Origin of the sequence: Oscillatoria sp. HE19RPO, from assembly GCF_024220515.1 — a bacterium.
Lineage (GTDB): Bacteria > Cyanobacteriota > Cyanobacteriia > Cyanobacteriales > Laspinemataceae > Laspinema.
On record NZ_JAMXOT010000043.1, the window covers coordinates 20136 to 39799 of the forward strand.

The window sequence follows — 19664 nt, forward strand, 5'->3', positions numbered from 1 at the left end:
TGGAATCGAGGCTCTATAAATAAAACGCCCAATTGTGAATCGTCAGGAAACCGTTGAGCGGGTGAACAGAAACCAAGGGTGCATAGGAGAACAATGATGTCGGACAATTTACTTTGGAATGAGTCAGGAAGTTTTTATGGTTTTTTATCGGAAGAAAATCAGAATAATACTTTCACGAACCTAGAGGGGAAAGACCAAAAGTATGAGGCGATCGCACCTTTAATCCACAACGAACCATTAGAAGTAAATGACCCATTTCTTAATTATAACCAGGAGAAAACGGATGCTCAGTTAAAAGAAGCCGTTGACAAGATTACCTCCGAAACCAATTTTATCCTCGGTTCTGACTCAGACACTTCTCTACAGTTTTTGGAACCTCATGAAACTAAAGTAGACCCTGTAATTACAGACCCAGACACCCTATTACGGAGCGAAGTAAGCACAGGTGAATATGATAGTTTAACGGGGGGTGAACAGACAACCGAACGAGAAGAAAGCCCCTTATTAGCAACCTCTCAACCCAGCGAAAATCCCACCCAGTCTAGCAGTTATACGGTTGAGGAAAGCCTAAATTATCAATCAGGATTCTTTACAATTACTGACCCCAGCGGCCTAGTCACCGTTGACCATTTATTTGATGGCGGTGGCTATAGTCACGGGGAATTGGCCTTCTTTAGTCTGGCAGGACTGGAACCCAATCAACTGAGTTGGAGTGAATTAGTCCAAGAAGCAGCCCGTCGCGCCTTGAGCAATTCTGAAGAGGGTTATGTGGTCATTTCTGATAGCCAAGAAGGAGCAAGATTTCATGGAGAATTAGGAGAACCCGATTATAACAAAGGGGAATATTTAGGGGTTAAGTCATTTCAAATGCGCCCGGGAGATACCTTTGGCGTAATGTTAGTCCCCAATGGTTCCGTTGCCGAACTGTGGGAAAATCCGCAACTGGGGGGAGCGAAAAAGCCGATATTTTCCATGAGTTTGGAACATCCCAATAACATTGAACAATTCAGCCAAGTTGTGGACATGAATGTGTTTCAACTGGCGGATGTTCTCGGAGATGGTCATACCTTTGCCCTAGAAGATATCCGAATTGTTAATACTAATTCCGACCAAGATTATAATGATTTTGTCTTTCAAGTGCGTGGGGCTACTGCTCAAGCGTTACATCTCGATCGCCTCCTAGAAGAAGGCATCTTCAAAAAGGATTGGCGCACTACTGAAATCGGCCAAGATTTGGTCAATTATGCAGAATTTGCCGTCGCCGCAGCAAACGATTTCCTCGAAGAACCCCTCACCCCTGACTTATCGGATCCGGTCAGAAATGCCGTCGATCGCGCCGGAAATTTAGACAATTATGAACAAGAAGAATTAGTAGAAAATACCGAATGGGCCGTCTGGTTTGCGCCGAATGACTATATCGATGCTTCCCAAGTTGCCAATCTTTTAGGGGCAGAAGTGCTTCGCCAAACCGGACATATTGATAACACCTACGTCTGGAAATTTCCGGAAGCTATTACCGCCGCAGAAGTGCAACAGCGATTGCAAGATTTAGTCGGTGGTGATTTTGCCTATCCTCTGATTCCCATCGAACTGAAAAAACCGCAATTTATCCCCACCGACCCCGGACTGAATGACCAGTGGCATTTAGAAGATACCGACGAAGTGAATGGCAATCCCAGTCAAGGGGCAAATGCCATTAATGCCTGGAATTGGGCAACCGGAAAAGGCGTGGTGATTGGCATTGTCGATGATGGCGTTCAGCAAGACCATCCCGATTTAGTCGATCGCTTTAAATATGCTGCGGAAAATGGCTTAAACCTGGATTTAAACGACATTGAGGAAACCGGCGGCGAACCCGTATTTTCCGATGTGGAAACTACCTTTGGAATGTCCAACCGGATTCGCTGGTCTGATGGGCCAGTAGAATCCATTGAAGACTTGTTTGGACTGTCCAATCGCATCCGCTGGATGAATGAAGAGATTTCCTGGGACGAATTGTTTGGAATGTCGAATCGGATTCGCTGGTCGGATATGGAAATGTCCTGGGATGAGTTGTTTGGACTCTCCAATCGGATTCGTTGGTCAGAGGATTCCGAACAGTTTTTAGAAGAATTATTTGGACTTTCTAATCGAATTCGCTGGGCCAATGGTAGCGAGATGTCCTTAGAAGAATTGTTTGGACTGTCGAATCGGTTGCGATGGGCGGAAAATCCCGAATTGCTGCAAAGCGATTTGGCCGGTTTAGGCGATCGCACCTTAATCTGGAAAGGCGAAAACGCCCAAACCGAAGTTTCCTTAGAAGAACTCTTCGGACTCTCCAACCGGATTCGCTGGTCGGAAAACACCGAACAGTTCCTCGAAGAATTATTCGGACTCTCTAACCGAATTCGCTGGTCAGATGGTAGCGAAGTCACTGAAGTCACTGTCGAAGAACTGTTCGGACTCTCCAACCGGATTCGCTGGTCAGAAGATCCGCAACTGCTTTTAGAAGATTTGTTTGGATTGTCCAATCGGATTCGCTGGTCGCAAGAAGCAAATCTGAATTGGGAGGAAATTTTCCAAGAAGCTCAAAACATCGACAGTTCCGACGACCCGGAAGCATTTTTAAAAGCATTGTTTGGTGAAGGCAATGCCATAGAATGGGAAGATGGTACGCCGATTTCCTGGGATGAACTATTTGGCCTATCCAATCGCATCCGCTGGTCGCAAGAACCGGAACTATTTTGGAATCATTTATTTGGCCTGTCGAATCGGATTCGCTGGTCAGAAGATCCGGTACTGTTCTGGGATACCTTATTTGGAATGTCCAACCGAGTGCGTTGGATGGAAGAATCCGAATTAAGTTGGGACTGGAACGAACTGTTTGGACTGTCGAATCGGATTCGCTGGTCGGAAGAACCGGGATTGTTTTTAGAAGAAGTGTTCGGACTGTCGAATCGAATTCGCTGGTCGGATGATGCTACAGTGGATTGGACGGAATTGGTCGGTAATTTGCATGAAATATTAGCGGCAGAACCGGGAGAACGCGCCGAACTGTGGCAGCAGTGGTATGGGGGAGAGAATACGCTAATTTGGTCGCAAGATGAAACGCTGGTTTCTTGGCAGGAACTTGGCGCAGTGGTCACCGATATTGATTGGTCGAAAACCCTGAATGAATCGTGGAGTTGGAAACAGTTATTCGGGTTATCGAATCGGATTCGCTGGTCGGAAGAAGAGGATATTCCGCCCTATCATCCACCGGGAATGCATGGAACTGCGGTTGCTGGGGTTGCGGCAGCAGTGGGTGGAAATGGTGAAGGGGTGAGTGGAGGTGCCCCAGAAGCGGATTTAGCAGAGATTCAACTGACTGCAGAAAAAGTCACCGATGAGAAAATTGCCAAAGCAGTATCTCACGCCCATGATGGGATTGATATCTATAACAATAGTTGGAAACCGGCGGATTCATTTGTATCGCCTGGGTTGAGTTTGGCGGCGTTGGAAAATAACGCTTTGCAAGGGCGAGATGGATTGGGAAATATTAACATTTTTGCTGCTGGAAATGATGGATGGGATGGCGGCGATGTGAATTACAATCCGTTTGCCAATTCGCGCTATGTTATTCCAGTGGCAGCGATCGATTATCAAGGGAAACAATCCTGGTATAGCGAACCGGGGGCATCGTTATTAGTGTCGGCGTATTCGAGTTCGGCGTATCAGGATGGCAGTAGTGTGGGGATTACCACCACTGACTTGGTGAATGGGGAAGGATATGACGAGGGAAACTATACCGATCGCTTTGGCGGGACTTCTTCATCTGCGCCATTAGTGTCAGGAATCGTGGCGTTGATGTTAGAAACGAATCCGAATTTAACGTGGCGCGACGTGCAGCATATTTTAGTCGATACTGCCGAGCAAAATGATAACCCCGATAGCGATTGGGTGCAAAATGGTGCGGGTCGTTGGGTGAATCATAAGTATGGATTTGGCGCAGTGGATGCCACCCTTGCGGTAGAGGCGGCGATGGATTGGCAGATTGTGGAACCCGAGGTGTCGATTACTTCGGGGGCGATCGATATTTTAGGTTGGGATGGTGAGGGGAATATCCGCCACCAGATTGGCGATCGCTTGCCCAAAAACGACACAACCGGCGTAGAAATTCCCGACCTTGACACCACTGGAATAACGGACGCCATAACGATTTACGAAGATATTGCGATCGAGAAAATTGAGCTTGTTTTCGATGCCGATGGGTTGTATCGCGGCGACTTAGAAATCGTGTTAATTTCCCCCGATGGCACTGAATCTGTCCTCGCGCAACCGCGCTTTGATGACGGGACAAGCTATGACAAATGGGTGTTTACTTCCTCGCGACATTGGGGCGAATCCTCCCTGGGGGAATGGAAACTACAAGTGCGCGATTTAATGGGTGGTGATGTCGGTACTTGGAACGGGTGGAAACTGAACTTTTACGGAACTGAAAATGATGCTGCCACCGTCAGCGTCACCGCCACCGATACCGATGCCACAGAAGACGGCAACGCCGGACAACTGGTATTTACCCGCGACGGAGGAGATATCAGTAAAGCATTAATGGCGCAGTATGCTATTGCTGGAACTGCCACCAATGGCACAGATTATCAAGAATTAACTGGAACGGTAATTTTTGAACCCGGTCAGACCAAAGTGACAATGGGAGTCGTTCCTTTCCACGATTACGAATTAGAAGGAAATGAAACTGTTGATATTACCTTAGTCGATGGCATTGGGTACAGTTTGGGAACCGAGATTAGCGATACGGTTACGATTGGGAACAGCACGACAATAGACCGTTACGGTTCCTTCGTTTACGTCAATCCTGCCAACGGCCATCTGTATCTGTTAAGCGAACCCGGCACCTGGTTAAGCGCACAAGAGCAAGCAGAAGCAGTCGGTGGAAATCTGGTTTCTATTAACACTGCTGACGAACAGCAGTGGATTGTAGATACCTTTGGAAACATTCAACCCTTCTGGATTGGGTTGACAGATAGCGAAATGTATGGTCAAGAAACGGGTGATTATCAATGGGTGAATGGAGAACCCTCTAACTATACAAATTGGATGCCCGGAAATCCATCTAATTCTGTTTGGTCAATCGGCACAGAACATTTTGGCGAAATGAATCGTGAAGGAGATGGTCGCTGGAATGATTTAACTTATAATTGGTCTTCCCAACCCGGCATCATCGAAATTGACCCGGCAGAACTTGACCAGCCAATTGTCAATATCATGGTCACGGATTCCCTAGCGGGAGAAGATGGTAATGCCGGACAAATCGTGATTCAGCGCATCGGCAACTTAGACCAAAGCTTGAGCGTGAATTACAGCTTGGGTGGTAATGCGACGAATGGCAGCGACCTTCAAACCTTAAGCGGCAACATCATCATTCCAGCCGGTGAAACCTTAGTAACCCTGCCGATAATTCCCCTTGCCGATGATGAAATCGAAGGCAACGAAACCCTGGTGGTTAACTTAGCAGAGGGCGACTATGAAAACGGCACCCACTCCAGCGGTCACATCATCCTCACCGACCAAAATCCGATTAATCGGATTGCCAACGAAGCGATCGGACGCGACGTTTCCTTACTTGCATACTGGATGGAACGCTGGCAAAACGGGGAAACTTTAGAGCAATTGCGTCCGGAAATTATTCAAGCGGCAACTGATGAAGGGAACAACGATGCCGAACTGAAAATCGCCGAATTTTATCAAGAACTGTTAGGACGAGAAGCGGAAACCACAGAGATTGCTTACTGGCGAAATCAATTAGAAATAGGTGCCACCCTGTCCCAAGTGCGTCAACAGATAGAAGGTGCAGACCTTATCGATACCACAAGTTACGTTTACACCAATCCAGTGACGGGAAATCGCTATTTCCTCACCACACCCGACACTTGGCTAGGCGCACAAGAACAAGCGCAGGCACTAGGCGGCAACCTCGTCACCATTGACGATGCTGATGAGAATCAATGGCTGTTTGATACTTTGGGCAATGGTCCAAAATGGATTGGGTTAAATGATAGCCCGATTTATGGCAATACCGAGGGTAATTATCAGTGGGTAAGTGGAGATTCAGCCCCATTTATAAACTGGCGCAACACACCGGATAACACACTTCATACTCCCGAAGGTGAAGACTTCACCGAAACGAATTTCTATGGTGTTGGCACTTGGAATGATATGCCGAGTCAACAGAATTGGATTCGGCAAGGCATCGTGGAAATTCCTGGACCCATTGCCGATCGCTCCTGGATTCGTCAATTAGGCACAGTCAACTCCGACCAATCCCGTGGCGTTGTGGTGGATAGCGATGGAAACGTCTACATTGCTGGTGCTACCAATGGTTCCCTAGATGGCAACACCAACGCCAGCGGAATTAATGCCAACTTTGCCGATCCGTTCCTCACTAAATACGATGCCGAAGGCAATAAACTCTGGACGCGCCAACCCGGTTCTACAGGATTCGACTACTACAACGGCATCGCCAACGACTCATCAGGCAATCTCTATACAGTTGGCTACGATGATGGCCCCGGTCACAATGGCACTGGCGATATCACCCTAACAAAATGGGATAGCGACGGAGATCGCCTGTGGAGTCAATTTATTGGTAATGCTGCCCATGATTGGGCCAGTGGCATTACCGTCGATAGTGCGAGTAATGTGTATATTGCTGGTTATTCTCAAGCCGGTATTTCCGATGCCTTACTTGCCAAATTCGACAGCAATGGCAATCTGATTTGGCAGCAAATGCTAGGGTCTGAAGGTGAAGATATGGCGCGTTCTGTGGTGACAGATGCTGCTGGAAACGTTTACGTTGCTGGCGTCACTACAGGGAACCTGGATGGTAATACCAATGCTGGCAGCACGGATATCTTCCTGACCAAATATGACGCTTCTGGTGCCAAACTCTGGACGAAACAACTGGGAACCCCTGCCGCAGAGGGTTACATTTACATCCCCAATGTCGGCGGAGAATATCGCCGCAACGTTCAATTAGGCATTGACAGCGAGGGTAATATTTACCTCTCCGGCACTACCGAAGGCGACCTCAACGGCAACACCAATGCCGGACGTCAAGATGCCTTCTTGGTGAAATACGACCCCAACGGCACTCAACTGTGGACGGAACAAGTAGGAACCGCAGGGAATGACCGAGGTTGGGGTGTCACCGTCGATCGCAATGGCATGGTCTATTGGACTGGCACCACCCAAGGGTCTCTCAACGGTCAACCGCATTTTGGCAGTAACGATACCTTTGTCACCACATTGGATAGCGACGGCAACTTTATCAATAGCCGCATCATCGCCACCGCCAACGACGATATCGTTCAAGATATTACCAGCGATCGCAGTGGCAACATTTACACCACTGGCAACAGTACGGGTTCCGTAGCCAACACCAACGCTGGCAATTATGACGCCTGGGTGTCCAAAAACACCTTTGTCAACATCGGGCCTATTATTAGCGAGGAACCCACAAACCTCATCCAAAATGGCGACTTTGAAGCTGTTGATATTAGTGGCCTCTGGCAAACATACAATGATGCAACTCTACCCGACGGATTTGGTTGGTCACTTTCCAATTCCCAGGTAGAACTGATAGACCTGTTGTGGAGTGGCGTATCGGGAACCAGCAACCCAGATGGTATTGACCAAAGCTTAGATATTGACAGCAATGCAACTCTGTCGCAAACGTTTACCACAGAAGTCGGTCAGACTTACGAGTTAAGTTTCTGGTACGCGCATAACCCAGATTGGGAAAATGAGTCATCCACAGGATATATCGACGTTACGGGTAACGATTCTCTACTCTCAACTACTCTGACCCACGATATTCCATCAACTCTAAACAATCTCCAGTTTGTCAAATACACTTCCACTTTTACTGCCGACAGCAACAACACCATCCTGTCATTCCAGGGAGATGCTGCCAATGGTGCAACCGGGTTTGTCATTGATGACGTGCGGGTTGTCCCCGTCACCGAGTTAAACTATGAAGACTTTAGCTCGATAGAAGGACTCAACCTCATCGGTAGCGCGGCACAACTGGGCGACACACTCCGCCTGACCCCGAAGGTGAGTATAAGTGGCGCTGGCGGTCAAGCTGGAGCGGTGTGGCACGCGACGCCGCGATCGGTGGAAGACGGTTTTGAGACCACTTTCCAATTCCAGATTAACGATTTGGGAGGCTCCGGTGGAGATGGCTTTGCTTTTGTTATTCAAAATAGCAGTGCCGATGCGATCGGTGGTGGGGGAGGAACCCTGGGCTATAGCGGCATCTACAATAGCCTCGCGCTGGAATTCGATACCTATGATAACAACGAACCCGGCACCGATGACCCCAGTGACAATCATCTGAGCGTTCACACTGGCGGCACAGGACGAAACAGCACCTCTCTCCCGCCTCTGGGTGTCACGAACGATATTCCCAACCTGTCCGAAGGGGAAGTCCACACGGTTACAGTGAAATACATCCCCGGCACTCTGCAAATTTTCATGGATGACCTATCTACCCCGGTTTTAACGGTGCCAGTGGACTTAGGGACAACCTTAGATTTAGATAGCGGTAAAGCTTGGGTTGGGTTTGCCGCAGCCACAGCCGGAGCATGGGAAAATCACGATATCCTCAACTGGACATTCTCCAATCCACCGGCATCAGAGAACAATGCACCCACCGTCACCACCTCCAATCTCACCCTCACAGGTGCCACAGAAAACGCCGGATTTACCGTCACTCACGCCGACTTGGTGGCGGCGACGGGTGCCACTGATATCGATGGCGACGCTCTCACATTCCGCATCCAAACCGTCGGATCCGACATTCCCACCAAAAACGGTGAACCCGTAGAAGCAGGTGTGACAACCTTATCGGCAGGTGAGGCGATCGTGTGGACTCCCACCACCGTCGGCAACGCGCAATCGGCATTCACCGCCACCCTCACCGATGGTAAAGTCACAGTGGCAACCCCAGTCACCGTCAGCATTGATGTGAATCCCGTCACCGTCAGCATCGAAGCAACCGACCCCGATGCCACAGAAGGCAGCGACCCCGGCGAATTCACCTTTACTCGCACGGGAGATACCACCACTCCGATGACGGTGAATTTCACCATTGAACCGTCTATCCATTGGTCTCGTCCCCAAGCGAAGAATGGCACCGACTACGCCACAATTCCCACCAGCATTATCATTCCGGAGGGTGAATCTTCCATCACCTTGACCATTACCTCTCTGGAAGACACAGAAACAGAATGGCCGGAAACTGTGAGGCTGCAACTTGCAGAAGGTAATGGCTACGAAATCAACAGCAGCGAACACCTGGATACGGTGGTCATTTGGGACAATGAAATCCCGGAATTACGGCTGATGGCAGAATGGTATTCCGGTCAACCGACGAATTTCCATCAAGAATCCTATGCCTCGGAATCTCGAAATGACGAACATTTTCTGTTGCGTCGAATCGGCAGTGTGGAAGAAGATTTAACGGTCTATTACTCCCTACCGGGAACCGCAACCAATGGGGAAGACTACGAAGAACTCCCCGGAAGCATTATCATTCCTGCCGGTCAACATAGTGTCTCTTTCACGTTCATCCCCATTGATGATAGTGAAGTGGAAGGGGACGAGACGGTAGAATTGACCCTCACCCCAGATCTAACCTATACATTTATGAACTATCAAGGTCGGATTTGGGATCGGATTCCCCTGACGCTTGTGGATAATGACGACAAACCCACCGTCGAGATTACCGTCAGCGATAATCAAGCCTCTGAATATGGCGATCCGGGTCAATTCACCATTAGCCGCACCGGCGACACCAGCAATCCGTTAACAGTGGATTACTGGATTTCTACCGGGTGGTGGCATAAAGCCAAAAACGGCATCGATTATGAATCTATCCCAGAAAGCATCACCATTCCGGCGGGTGAATCTTCCATAACCATTGACATCAATCCCATTGATGACAGTGAACTCGAAGAAGATGAAATTGTCGATATCTACTTAAAGAGCAATCCCAACTATGCGATGCGGGGCACGTATTACGCACAGTTGAAGATTCTTGACAATGAAACTCAATCCCTACAGTCGCAGCAACAGTTCGGCACTTCAGCGGATGATGTTGCCAATAGCATCGCTGTGGATAGTGCGGGCAACACTTACACCGTCGGTCACACTTCGGGCAACTTAGGCGGAACCAATGCTGGTGGCAACACTATTTCCATCATCATCAACAACAGCAGTAGCGATGTGTGGCACAGTGAAGCTGGAAGCCCTGGCGATGACGAATCCTCAGTTATGCAGGCATCGGAAAGCTCTAGCAGTTCAAGCCAAACTCAAGGGGGTGGCAAGGATGCGTTTATCGTCAAACGCGACAGCAGTGGTAGCGAATTGTGGGAGATTCAATTGGGAACTGCTGGCGATGATGAAGCGAAACAAATTGCGGTGGATAGTGCCGATAATTTATACGTTCTCGGATGGAGTGGGGACCCGTCAAATAGCTGGATTGCCAAATACGACAGCAACGGCACTCAACAGTGGCAAAAACCCCTGGGTAGTGCGGGTTATGACATTACCAATGGTGCTTTAACCCTTGGCAATGACGGCAGTTTGTACGTGACGGGGCGTACCACTGGCGACATCGACGGCACTAACCAAGGTGCAACGGATACTTGGGTTGCCAAATACGACAGTGAAGGTATTCAAACCTGGGTGAAACAGTTGGGTACTACCGATGAAGATGAAGCCCTGGGAATTGCGGTAGACAATAATGGCAACGTTTACATCACTGGCGAAACGAAAGGATCTTTAGCTGGAACCCGCGAAGGCGATGGGGATGCCTGGGTTGCCCAGTTAGACAGCAGTGGCAATTTGCAATGGCAAACCCAGTTAGGAACCACTGCGGTGGATATTGCCCGTAGCGTTGCTGTGGATAATAACGGTCACGTTTATTTGGGGGGTCAAACCTTTGGGTGGTTAGGCGAAACCTATCCCGGCGATCCAGATGACTGGGTAGGCGATCGCGATGCTTGGTGGAAGGCAATTCACGGCGACAAGTCCGGTTTAGGCGGCACTTACTACGGCAACGGCGATGCCTGGGTTGCCCAGTTAGATAGCACCACTGGCAGCGTCAATTGGAAGCGACTGTTAGGCACTACAAATGCCGATAGTGGCAGTACCGTCGTTGCCGATAGTTTGGGTAATGTTTACCTCACTGGAACCACCGAAGGTAAACTCGGCACCACTCAATTTGGCGCTGATGATATCTTCCTGGCTAAATACAACGTCGATGGCGCGTTGCAGTGGAAACAACAATTTGGCAGCGACAGCGATGATGTTGTCAATGACATGATTTTGGATATCACCGGCATCTATCTTGCGGGTGACACCACCGGCGATTTAGAGGGTTCTAATCTCGGCGAAGAAGATGCCTGGATGATGAAGTTGTCGTAGAACCGGCAAAGGGCACGGCAATGCCGTGCCCCTACATCATACTAAATCCGGCAACTAATACGGAATTCGGTTGTTAAAGGTCTATAAAAACCCACACCCTGAAGGGTGGAGGCTCACAGGACGAAGCCCGCCTGCGCGGGCTAATCCAGAAAACCGACTTTTAACAACCGGATTTGGTATAAGAAGTCTGTTATAGAACTAGCCTGCGGAGGCAGGCTTTGTCCGTATAGCCGCACCCTTCCAGGGTGTCCGGGTTTTAAGACCGTTGAAAACCTTTGTTTTTTACCCCCAAAAATAGTTATGGATTCTAATTCATTTGTGACGATCGCTGACGAATCTTTCTCCTTTAAACAAGTCTGCCAAATGCTGAAAGTGTCTGGCGGCTTGCAACGAATGCTTGGCGACTTCAAGCAGCACTACGTTCTCACCCAAGAACTGGAAAATCGTTCTGACATCAAGGCGACTAAATTTCAAATTAATGAGGCAATTTCCAATTTTACCCGACAAGCCAATCTCTTAAATCCCAGCAAGTTTAACGAATGGCTATCGAAAAATCATCTAACTTATGATGAGTTTTGCGAGCAACTGGCCTTTGGGATTAAGGTGGAAAAGCTGAAAATAGCGATCGCCAAGCCGGAACTCGAAAAACGGTTTGAGGAACGGCAAGAATTATGCGATCGCGTGGTGCTTTCTCGAATCCTCGTTAAAGACAAAGAAACCGCGATTGAACTCAAAGCGCAATTGGAGAGCGATCGTAGTCAATTTGAGGCGATCGCCAAAGAAAAAACCCTTCTCGATGAAGATAAAGCCGTTGGCGGTATGGTGGGTACGGTACGAATCGGTCAACTGCCAGTACCCCTGCGAGAAGCGCTCAAAGATGCCAAAACCGACGAAATTATCGGACCCGTGGATTTAGACGGACGATATTGCTTGTGTTGGGTACGCGATCGCTTGCCTGCCTCTATAGATGACCCCATCATCCAGCGAGAACTTCGCGAAGTATTGTTTCAAGAATGGTTGCAAAAACGACTTAAAGAAACGACTCTTCGCTTAGAATAATCAACGAGGGTGGGCATTGCCCACCCTATGTTTTTTTGATATTTAATGATAAAATAAATCTTGTGTATTTCCACAATCATCAATGACAAGATTTATTCATGACCAATTCGCTAAACAATATTTAGAAGAACTACTCAGTCCATTTGGAACCGTAGAAACCGGCAAAACCATTGCCGCAGAAGTCCAAGAAGTCGATGTCTTGTTCATCGCCAACCCGGAATCAAACCGAGACCGGAGTTCCCTAGGACTCCTGGGACAAATCGCAGGCAACCAATCGATATTTGAACCCTTTCGCAATGCAGTTCAACCCAAACAAATCCGCAGTTGTCTCGCTAAACTCTATGCCATTCAATCCAATGAAGAACGCAAAGCCAACCGAGAGAATACCCCGTTACCGGAAGAAGAAGTCATCACCGGGTGGATTTTAACTCCCACCGCTTCCACCAGTCTCTTAGACTATTTTGGCGCAACTGAAGACCCGATAATCGGAGTCAAGGGAGTTTATTCTTTCCCGAGGGGATTCAAAATGGGCCTGATTGCCATTCACCAACTGCCTGTAAACCCAGAAACCCTGTCTTTGAGACTATTAGGAAAGGGAAGAGTGCAACAACAAGCGGTTAACGAAATTCAAGGGTTACCGGATGATAATCCTTGGAAGTTAGCTGCGCTAGAATTACTGTATAATCTGCGGACAATTTTAGAAGTCCGCCAAGACTTAGAACCGGATGACCAGGAGTTAATTATGGAACTATCGCCACTGTATTTGCAACGTCTGGAAGATGCCACTCAACGAGGGATCCAACAGGGCCTTGAACAGGGAGTGCAACAGGGAAATCAGCAGGGACAACGGTTGATGATAGAAAGTATGCTTCAAGTGAAGTTTGGGGAAGTTGATGCTGAATTAGCCCAAATTATTGATGGGTTAATTGAACTACCTGCTTTGGAACGGACTCAGTTAATTATGCAATTGTCTCGGGACGAAATTTTAGCTCGATTTGCAAATAATTGAGAATTAGGTTAGGGATTTTAAAAGCGATCGCCTCTCGAAATAAGAGGGCGATCGCTTGTTTTAATTCTCTGCAAAATTCTGGTAAAATAAAGCCAGTCCAAACCGCCATTCAATCCATGACCCGATTTATTCATGACCAATTCGCCAAACAATATTTAGAAGAACTACTCAGTCCATTTGGAACCGTAGAAACCGGCAAAACCATTGCCGCCGAAGTCCAAGAAGTCGATGTCTTGTTTATCGCCAACCCTGAATCAAACCGAGACCGGAGTTCCCTAGGACTCCTGGGACAAATCGCAGGCAACCAATCGATATTTGAACCCTTTCGCAATGCAGTTCAACCCAAACAAATCCGGAGTTGTCTCGCTAAACTCTATGCCATTCAGTCCAATGAAGAACGCAAAGCCAACCGAGAGAATAACCCGCTACCAGAAGAAGAAGTCATCACCGGGTGGATTTTAACGCCAACCGCTTCCACCAGCCTTTTAGACTATTTTGGTGCAACAGAAGACCCGATAATCGGAGTCAAGGGAGTTTATTCTTTGGCTAGGGCGTCGGTACAGTATTAAATAGGCGAGGACAAGAAACCCGGTTTCTTACCCAAAATGTAGATGATTAGCAACAGATTAGGACAGAAACCGGGTTTCTAACCTTTACTGTACCGACGCCCTAGGGGGTTAAAAATGGGCCTAATTGCCATCCACCAACTGCCGGTAACCCCAGAAACCCTGTCTTTGAGACTATTAGGAAAGGGAAGAGTGCAACAACAAGCGGTTAACGAACTCCAAGGGTTACCGGATGATAATCCTTGGAAGTTAGCTGCGCTAGAATTACTGTATAATCTGCGGACAATTTTAGAAGTTCGCCAAGACTTAGAACCGGATGACCAGGAGTTAATTATGGAACTATCGCCACTGTATTTGCAACGTCTGGAAGATGCTACTCAACGGGGGATCCAACAGGGGAATCAACAGGGACAACGGTTGATGGTAGAAAGTATGCTTCAGGTGAAGTTTGGGGAAGTTGATGCTGAATTAGCCAGAATTATTGACGGATTAATTGAACTGCCGCCTCTGGAACGGACTCAGTTAATTATGCAATTGTCGCGGGATGAAATTTTAACTAGATTCCGCAATAATTGAGAATTAGGTTAGGGATTTTAAAAGCGATCGCCCTCTTTTTTACAAGGCGATCGCTTTTTTTGACTCTCAACCCAGCGCGATCGCCCTTTGGCTGCTACGAGGTCCCCAATATCCAGAAACCATTACATTATCACCGATGCACCGAACCTGGTTTTTTCCGGTGACTTTTCGGTGAATTCCCTTGATATCAATGCCACAACCCGGTTGCTGGTTCAAGATGCCAGGGTCCTGTACGCCAAACTAGAGTTGAGCAGGGGTTGCAAAAGTGGCATCAAAGGATTAATCTTCCCTTAGATATCAGGCGATCGCCTGGGTGTCTGCTTTCTATCCGGATCCGGGCCTTTTCTCAGTCTGCATAACTTTTCGATTTTTCTCCCATAACATCAGTACCCGATGTTTACATGACGCTATTGATGAAACCACACCTTTTCCCCGTCGTCCTCTCCGTCAGCTTAACCCTCTGCTGGTTTGCCATAGCACCCACTCGAACTTCAGCGCAAATTGTCCCCGATCGCACGTTACCGGAAAATTCCCGCGTCACCCCAGACGGCAACACCTTTATTATTGAAGGCGGGACCTCCACCACCGGCGGGACTCTCTTCCACAGTTTTGAAGAATTTTCTGTCCCCACAAATACCGAAGCATTATTCAACAACACGGATCAAATCAACCAAATTCTCACCCGGATCACGGGTGGTTCTATCTCTAATATTGATGGGATTTTAAGAGCAAAGGGCAACGCTAACCTGTTTTTCCTCAACCCCAACGGCATTGTTTTTGGTCCCAATGCGCGACTACAACTCGGGGGGTCTTTTCTGGCAACAACAGGCGATCGGTTTGTCTTTGCTGATGGTTCATTCTTTAGCGCCACCAATCCCCAAACCCTACCCCTCCTCACCGTAAATGCGCCGGTTGGATTGCAATTTGGCACCACATCCGGACCCATTAATGTATTAGGAATCGGTCATAATTTAGAAGTCGATGAATTCGGTGCAGTCGATCGCAGCGATCGGTCCGATGGACTCCAAGTGAATCCCGGTAATACCCTGGCAATTCTGGGGTCATCGGTTACCCTCAATGGCGGCAACTTAATTGCAGAATCTGGACGCATTGAGGTGGGAAGTGTGAGCGCAGGTAGCACTGTCGGTTTAACCTCAACGGCACAAAATCTCTCCTTCGATTATCAAAATGTCACCGGATTTCAAGATATTCAACTCACGGAAGCAGCCTCAATTGATGCTAGTGGTCCCGGTGGGGGAGAACTCCGCGTTCATGGACAAAATATTAACCTCAATAATTCATCGGTTATTTTATCTATAACAGAGGGAGAAGAAATTGGAAAAACTGTCGAAATCAATGCTGCTGATTCTCTCAATTTAAGTGAATTTTCTGCGATTCTTGCTGAAACTTATGGTTTTGGTATCGGGGCTGATTTAACAATTAATGCGGGACAGTTACGGGTTGGAAATGGCGCAACGATATCCACGGGGGTGAATGAAGGACAACCGGGAAATGCCTTGAATATCGAGGTGCGTGAGTTAATTCTCGAAGAAGGGGGACAAATTTCTGCCTCTAGCTTTTTTGAAGAAGGACAAGCCGGTGACATTAATATTAGAGCCTCTGAATCAATTACAGTTAGTGGAGAAGGAGAAGATCTAGGAGGAAATCCGCGTGCGAGCAGTATTTCTTCAAATCAAAATAATCCATTAGGAACTGGGAGTGGAGGCAATGTTGTTTTAGAAACCCCAACTCTCATTGTAGATAAAGGAGGACAAATTGCAGTTGGAACAGTTGGATTGGGTCCCGGTGGAAATTTAATAATTCGGGTATCAGAATCTATCAAATTGGCGGGAACAGGAACTGAGGGCGACCCGAGTGGAATTTTTGCTTCATCGATGGGTTTGGGTCAAGCCGGAAATTTAACGATAGAAACCAACGAACTGGTTATCCGAGATGGTGCAAGGGTATCCGCCAGGGGAGATACTCTTGGAGAAATATTACAGTTTTTTGAAATAGAGAGTTTTGACGAGCTACCCGCTGAAATTTTAGGGTTGATTTTAGAAGTATTGGACCTTGAAAATGTTCGCCAAATCCAACCAGGTCAAGCAGGAAATATTAGAATTAATGCGGCTGATATTTTTTTAGAAAATCAAGGCAGTATCCGAGCTACAACCGCAGCAGGAGAGGATGCTAATATTACCATCACCACGAATAATTTACAATTACGCAGAGGTGGTAGTATTACAACTAATGCGTCGAATTTTGCCACAGGGGGGAATATTACCATTGATACCCAAACCCTAGTTATGGGAGAAAATAGTAATATTACCGCTCAGGCAGAAGATGGACGAGGAGGGAATATTCAACTGAATACTACAGCGGATATTCGGTCTTTTGATAGTGATATTGATGCCAGTTCTCAACGGGGAATTGATGGGGTGGTGGCCATTAATCGCCCGGAAGTTGACCCGGCTGCTGCATTGGTTGAATTGGAAGAGGACCGGATTAATCCCGTTGCGCTGGTTCCCCGAGGATGTGATGTGGGGAGTGGTGACAATAGCAGTCGATTTATTGTTTCGGGATGGGGAGGATTACCGCCATCGCCTCGGGAACCTCGTTCGGGTGGTAATTTTATTGATAATTTAGACCCGCTTCCTGGGCGAAATTCTGAGGGTTCTGGGGAGAATTTCGGAAATTTTTCGCTTGGGGAATCTGTCCTAGTTCAACGCATTTCAGAAGCCTCGAATTGGCAATTGAATGAGCAGGGTGAGGTGGTTCTGATTGCTGCTGTTGAGAAGAGTTCACCAGATTTACCGGGGATTGGTTGTGATGGAGAGGCGCTTTCTCCCGGTTTGAAAAATGTGGGGACTGAGGCATCGGGTATCCCGGAATCGATTACGGTGGCGCGATTTAATGTGGTTGGCAATTCGGTGTTTTCTGAGGCGGAAGTTAGTCAAGTTTTAGCGCCTTATACGAATCGATCGCTCTCGTTTGCGGACCTGCGAGAGGCTCGTTCGGCGATTACCAATCTCTATGTGGAAGCGGGATATATTACGACGGGTGCCTATCTGCCACCCCAAACGGTGCGGGAGAATACGGTGGAAATTGCCGTGGTTCCGGGGATGTTACAAGATATTGAGGTGAATTCAAATCGTCTGAATAATTATGTGCGCGATCGCCTCTGGGTTGCGATCGGGAATGAACCCGTGAATGTGAACCGAATTGTGGAAGCGTTACGCTTACTCAGACTCGATCCATTAATCCAAGATGTGCAAGGGGAACTCCGCGCTGTCCCTATCCCGGGACAAAATATACTAGAAGTGAACATCATTGAAGCGTCCCCCTTTTCCGAGACCCAATTGGTTTTGGATAACCGCCGATCGCCTGGAGTGAGTACCTTTCGGCAGCAAGTCCAGGGTAACTATAATAACCTACTGGGACTGGGCGATCGCCTCTTCCTCAGTTATGCCCGCACTGAGGGTAGCAATACCTGGGAAGGCAGTTATATAGTTCCTATCACTCCCCGTAATACCACCCTCGGATTCCGCTATAGCAACGGCAACAGCCAAATTGTCGAATCTCCCTTCGATCGTCTGGATATCGAGGCCAACTCCCGTTTATATGAACTCACATTGCGTCAACCCTTCCAAAGAGCAACCAACAACTACACCCGCGAATTTGCCCTGGGGTTGACCGCTTCCCGGCAAGCAAGTGAGACCTCTTTATTGGGCGATCGCTTCCCCCTCTCTGCCGGTGCCAACAATAATGGGGAACTGCGCGTCTCAGCCTTACGCTTCTTCCAAGAATGGACCCAACGCCAACCGGAGCAAGTTTTGGCCCTGCGATCGACCTTTAGTTTAGGAGTAGATGCCTTTGATGCCACCGTAAATAATAATGCCCCGGATAGTCGCTTCTTCGCTTGGCGGGGACAAGGACAGTGGGTGCGGAGTTTCGGACGAGATACCCTGCTGTTTGTGCGTGGGGATGTCCAACTGTCCCCCGACAATCTGGTATCCTTTGAACAAATCGGTCTCGGTGGACTGGATTCCGTGCGCGGTTATCGTCAGGATACCCTATTAACCGATAATGGGGTGTTGGGTTCTGTCGAACTCCGCTTGCCGGTTTTCCGCTTTGCTGGCGGGAATGGGTTGGTGCAATTGGCTCCTTTTCTGGATGTGGGTACCGGCTGGAATAGCGGGGGACAACCCAATCCAGATACAACTTCTCTCGTCTCTCTGGGTGTGGGACTCCAGTTAGAGTTAGGCAATCAATTGAGTGCTCGTTTAGATTTTGGTAAACCCCTGGTTGATATTAATTCGCGAAACAGAACATGGCAAGAAAATGGCATCCATTTTTCAGTAAAGTACAATCCTTTCTAACCCGGGGTTGGAAATTTATTCTCATCAGTATTTTCGCAACTATTACTATCTTAAATCTCCAAGGGGGTTCACCAGTGTTGGCCTATCAACCCTGGGGTGAAACCGTTGCTCAAACTCCGAGTTCTGACGGGGAAATGCGCTTAGAAGAAGGGAGTCGCTTCTACGAAAATCTCCAGTTTGCTGAAGCCGAAACCGCTTGGTGGGCATCAGTCGGGTTATTATCTGGAGAGGAAAAAGCATTAGGGTTTAGTTATCTGGCTTTAGCTCAATTGCGTCAAAGCAAATTAGATGAAGCCGAAATATCGATTCAGGAAAGTCTCAGACTGCTAAATCAGGTGACGATACCAGGAACATCCGAGCGAAATCAAATCATTCATGCTCGAATTTTGACTACAGAGGCCCAGGTTAATTTAGCGCGAAATCAACCGGAATTAGCTGCTCATGCCTTAGAACAGTTCGCTGAAGCGACTACAATTTATGAGAAACTTAACCAACAAGAATGGGTCATTGCCAGCCAGATTAATCAAGCCCAAGCGATGCAGCAATTGGGAATGTATCGGGAAGCATTGAAAACTTTAAAGAACTTATAAAACACAATTCTTAATG

General features: G+C 47.9%; 7 protein-coding genes and 1 pseudogene. 7 read left to right on the top strand and 1 reads right to left on the bottom strand.

Annotated elements, in window-relative coordinates; genetic code table 11:
• The first annotated feature begins 93 nt into the window (after positions 1 to 93).
• The 5 genes and pseudogenes from NG833_RS05085 to NG833_RS05105 all read left to right on the top strand — a co-directional run.
• A complete protein-coding gene (locus NG833_RS05085; RefSeq protein WP_254564223.1) occupies positions 94 to 11469 on the top strand; it encodes an SBBP repeat-containing protein in 11376 nt (3791 codons plus the stop codon).
• Positions 11470 to 11769: 300 nt separating this feature from the next.
• On the top strand, positions 11770 to 12528 hold the full coding sequence (locus NG833_RS05090) for a peptidylprolyl isomerase (RefSeq protein ID WP_254564224.1): 759 nt from the start codon (positions 11770 to 11772) through the stop codon (positions 12526 to 12528).
• Positions 12529 to 12610: 82 nt separating this feature from the next.
• Positions 12611 to 13537, top strand: a complete 927-nt coding sequence (locus NG833_RS05095) for a hypothetical protein (RefSeq protein WP_254564225.1) — start codon at positions 12611 to 12613, stop codon at positions 13535 to 13537.
• Positions 13534 to 14106, top strand: coding sequence for a hypothetical protein (locus NG833_RS05100; protein ID WP_254564226.1), 573 nt, complete (start codon positions 13534 to 13536; stop codon positions 14104 to 14106). Before NG833_RS05095 ends, NG833_RS05100 begins: the two co-directional genes overlap by 4 nt.
• Positions 14107 to 14208: 102 nt before the next feature.
• Positions 14209 to 14679: pseudogene (locus NG833_RS05105) on the top strand (hypothetical protein); the annotation flags it as partial.
• 66 nt (positions 14680 to 14745) lie between these two features.
• On the opposite strand, the gene NG833_RS05110 reads toward NG833_RS05105, so the two are convergent.
• On the bottom strand, positions 14746 to 14895 hold the full coding sequence (locus tag NG833_RS05110; RefSeq protein ID WP_254564227.1) for a hypothetical protein: 150 nt from the start codon (positions 14893 to 14895) through the stop codon (positions 14746 to 14748).
• A 197-nt stretch (positions 14896 to 15092) separates the two neighbouring features.
• Here NG833_RS05110 and NG833_RS05115 point away from each other — a divergent pair, with 197 nt between their 5' ends.
• Both NG833_RS05115 and NG833_RS05120 read left to right on the top strand, forming a co-directional pair.
• Positions 15093 to 19058, top strand: coding sequence for a ShlB/FhaC/HecB family hemolysin secretion/activation protein (locus NG833_RS05115; protein ID WP_254564228.1), 3966 nt, complete (start codon positions 15093 to 15095; stop codon positions 19056 to 19058).
• Positions 19010 to 19648 carry a hypothetical protein gene (locus NG833_RS05120; RefSeq protein ID WP_254564229.1) on the top strand — a complete coding sequence of 213 codons (639 nt, stop codon included), beginning with the start codon at positions 19010 to 19012 and terminating at the stop codon, positions 19646 to 19648. The genes NG833_RS05115 and NG833_RS05120 overlap by 49 nt, the downstream gene beginning before the upstream one ends.
• Positions 19649 to 19664: the final 16 nt, after the last annotated feature.